This is a genomic window from Acinetobacter uliginosus, from assembly GCF_044130295.1.
Taxonomy (GTDB): domain Bacteria; phylum Pseudomonadota; class Gammaproteobacteria; order Pseudomonadales; family Moraxellaceae; genus Acinetobacter.
Genome location: NZ_JBIQOC010000162.1, coordinates 1 through 3450 on the forward strand (window position 1 = coordinate 1; position 3450 = coordinate 3450).

Annotated in this window: 3 protein-coding genes and 2 pseudogenes; 4 read left to right on the top strand and 1 reads right to left on the bottom strand. The window is 40.6% G+C overall.

Annotated elements, in window-relative coordinates:
• Positions 1 to 106: 106 nt before the first annotated feature.
• Positions 107 to 202 (top strand): annotated as a pseudogene (locus ACE01T_RS17325) (IS5/IS1182 family transposase); the annotation flags it as partial.
• A 285-nt stretch (positions 203 to 487) separates the two neighbouring features.
• Here the strand turns inward: ACE01T_RS17325 and ACE01T_RS17330 are convergent.
• The gene (locus ACE01T_RS17330; RefSeq protein ID WP_004726755.1) at positions 488 to 2107 is read right to left on the bottom strand and encodes an oleate hydratase; all 1620 of its coding nucleotides are present in this window, start codon (positions 2105 to 2107) and stop codon (positions 488 to 490) included.
• 501 nt (positions 2108 to 2608) lie between these two features.
• On the opposite strand from ACE01T_RS17330, the gene ACE01T_RS17335 reads away from it, so the two are divergent.
• The 3 genes and pseudogenes from ACE01T_RS17335 to ACE01T_RS17345 all read left to right on the top strand — a co-directional run.
• Positions 2609 to 2911: a transposase family protein gene (locus ACE01T_RS17335; protein WP_171069802.1), complete on the top strand. Its 303-nt coding sequence runs from the start codon at positions 2609 to 2611 to the stop codon at positions 2909 to 2911.
• The gene (locus tag ACE01T_RS17340; RefSeq protein ID WP_024160689.1) at positions 2859 to 3230 is read left to right on the top strand and encodes a transposase; all 372 of its coding nucleotides are present in this window, start codon (positions 2859 to 2861) and stop codon (positions 3228 to 3230) included. The genes ACE01T_RS17335 and ACE01T_RS17340 overlap by 53 nt, the downstream gene beginning before the upstream one ends.
• Before the next feature lie 45 nt (positions 3231 to 3275).
• Positions 3276 to 3450 (top strand): annotated as a pseudogene (locus tag ACE01T_RS17345) (IS6 family transposase); the annotation flags it as partial.

A 3450-nucleotide genomic window follows, 5' to 3' on the forward strand; every position in this document is an offset into this window, starting at 1 on the left:
ATGGTCAGCCTCAGGGTGAAGTGTGTCTAATCAACAGGGTTTTCGGTCTCTAAGTACTTTTTAAAGGGAACATCATCGACTCAAATCTCTATTTGCAACAGTGCCCGATGGACTGCATCTACTCGTAGACTCTACAGGCATGAAGTTTCTAGGTGAGGGCGAATGGAAACGCAAGAAACATGGAGCTGAATATCGTCGCCAATAATGACGTATAAAGTTTTATCTAATTTTTCTTTTTATCCAATTTAAAATTAGGTGCGTACACGGCCTCAACTTTCAATAAAGTATAAAAGGTGTTTGTGTAGGCAATACCCTTACTTTTGATAAGCCAAAAGAAAGCAAAAGCCTTTGTTACCCATACATAACATCCCTATTATGATGGATAACGTGTGGCATCCCTGCCACACTCGTGTATCCAAACGTTGCTTAAATTAAACTATGTAATAGTGGCGACATAAAGGTGCTCTTATCGCTATATATTAAAAACTTAGTGGAACACTGTTTCTAAAGCTTTTAAACCCACTTTGGGATCAAGTAGACCGTTGTAAATTTCAGGGATTTCACGTTCCACCCCAAAAAATTCATAAATGGCAAGCATCGCCCCACGAACTGAATATTCCACAGTAAAGACCACGTCATCTTCAATTTCCACAAACTGTCCAAGGAAAGCAAAGTTTTGTGAGCCTTGTGGAATTACCTGTGGACGATCCCCCGGTTTACGGCAGGCGAATAGGGCAGAGGCGTATGGCATCATGGCGGTAGTAACATCAGTCGTTGCCAAAACATGATCTAAAATGTCGTCAAAACCGAGCTGTTTAATCAGTTCTGTTAGGATTTCTTGCCCCGTGGCTTCGGACATTGGTTTTTTGATGTAATCGCCTATATGGTCAATTTGGAAACCGTAGCCCCATAAGGTATATAAACCTTCAGGTAAGTCGGCAAAGTGTGGCTGTGCAGGAACCACGATGGATAAATGCCAACCCGACTCATACCAAGTCATGAGTGCGCCTGTGCCTGGTTCATTGCCTGTATAGTCAATAATACGTTTAAGTAGCACGTCATCTTTCATGGTCAGAGTGAAAGACTCCCACTTATGTTCATCGACATTGCCATAAAAAGTCATTGGACGGCCAAAGTCTGGGGCTTTTTGTGCCAGCGTTTCCCAAAGCGTCCAGCCATGATCTTCTCGATGACGAATAAGGGCAGGCACGTCATGATTACCGCCATAACGTGAGTCTGCTGTAATAGAGCCTAAAGTGAAAATAGCTAAATCATTGGCTTTCAGATTAATTTGCTCTGAGCCTTCAGGCAATTGTACATATAGGCGTGAAGCGTAGCGTTCTTGAGTTTCAGCATTGGTAATGAAGTCTGCATCTGTGACATAGTGTCCAAAACGCACATCGACGCCTTGTGCGACTAACCAACGCTGTAGGGGCAGAATCATCGAGTCATATTGGTTGTACTTGGTACGTTTCACACCCGCTAAGGTATGAATGCGTGGCAATTCTTGAATAAAACGCAAGAAATAGCGTCTTAACTCTGCTGCACTGTGCCATTTTTGAAAAGCGAAAGTCGTGCGCCACATGCGCCAGAAATTGGTTTCAAAAAAGGTTTCATCAAAAAACTCATCAATGCGGCGACTGCCAATTTTTTCTTCTTTTGAAGCTAATAGGCGCAGCATCTGTGCACGATGTAGCGTATTCAGACCAAGCTTTGCTGCATCCGCAATGACATGTTCGGCATCAATCAACCGTGCATTGGCGTGGGTTTTCACTTTTTCATTAAACTCACGACATTCTTCACGCACCGAAATGTCTGGATTTTCCAAAGATGGAATACTGGAAAATAAGTCCCATAGGCACAAATAAGTTTCATCGGTCAGCATTCGCCCACCACGTGTTACCCAAGCTTGCGCGGCATGCGGTGTATGTCCACCATCCATCGAACCACCTGAAATATCGAGTTCTTCTAAAATATGGATATTTTTGGCAGGGACTTTGGCATCACGGATTGCAAATGCAGCAGCAGCCATACCTGCGATACCACCACCAATAATCCAAAGATGGGACTGTTGTGCGTCTAATGGGGTGCGCTTCTTCTTTTGCATGGTTCACCTTTAATAATGATGTTAAAAACTATGAAGTATAAAATGTGATTTAGAAAAACCTTAAAAATAGTATGACTTTTTATATATGAAAAATGTATGAAATGGGAAGCAATTTACTCATTATATTTTGTAATCAAAAAAATGTAAGTAATGGTTATTTTTAATACACATTTGTATTTTTTTAAAATAAAATATGATTTAAGTAATTGATTTTATTATTTTATAGAGTAATCACTCTATTTTGATCATATTTGTTTGTGTCTGAAGAATGTGTTTGAAACTAGGCTTTCTATTGATCATTAAAAGATATAATTGAATAATAGATCTCTTTCATAAATCAAAAAACGAGCACCTTTTTGATTGATATTTGTACTCTAATTTTCTTAGCATTCGTGCATAATCTGCGGATGAAATACATTGATTCAAAGAAGCTTTCTGAAACACAGTTTAAGCGATATACAGGCATCTCATGGTCAACCTTTTATTTAAATGGTTGAGCAATTGCAGAAGCATGTTCCAGCTAAAGGCAGACCACCCAAGTTAAGTGTGGAGGATCAGGTTCTGCTCTGTCTGAACTATTGGCGGGAATACCGAACTTTATTTCACATTGCTACGAGTTATGGGGTTTCAGAGCCTACAGCCTCAAGAATTGTACGTCATGTTGAAGATTGCCTGATTCAGTCCAAGCTGTTTAATTTACCGAAGAATTTGCCCGAAAGCGAAGGCATAGACTGGAATGTGGTGATCCTGGATGCCACAGAAATTCCAATTCAAAGGCCTAAAAAAACAGAAGAAAAACTATAGTGGCAAGAAAAAGACCCATACCTTTAAAGTACAGGCCATCATCCATTATAAAACTCAGCAAATTCTGAGTTTATGCACTGATCGCGGTACGGTGCATGATTTCGAGCTATTCAAACGCAATTTAAAGCAGATTCCTTCAGGAGCTTTTATCCTTGCAGATAAAGGCTACCTGGGAATTTATGCTGTGTATCCTAATAGCCTGTTGCCGTTAAAAGCCAAAAGACGCTGTAAACTGGATCCTGAACTCAAAATCTATAATCAGGAAATCAACAAAAGAAGAATCGGGATCGAGCATGTATTTGGGCACTGTTGCAAATAACCACGAATGGTAAGCTGAAGACTGTTTTAGCTAAAGATGCAGCATATGAATCCTTTCCATGGTCGGCATTTTCAGGGCGAAATCATTCTTTGGGCTGTGCGCTGGTATTGTAAACATGGCATTAGCTATCGTGAACTGCAGGAAATGCTGGCCGAACGGGGTGTGAATGTTGATCACACGACTATTTACCGTTGGGTTCAACGTTATGCTCCTGAAATAG

Coding starts and splice junctions, on each gene's coding strand:
- ACE01T_RS17330 (WP_004726755.1), bottom strand. CDS start 2,107: ATGCAAAAGAAGAAGCGCACCCCATTAGACGCACAACAGTCCCATCTT.
- ACE01T_RS17340 (WP_024160689.1), top strand. CDS start 2,859: ATGCCACAGAAATTCCAATTCAAAGGCCTAAAAAAACAGAAGAAAAAC.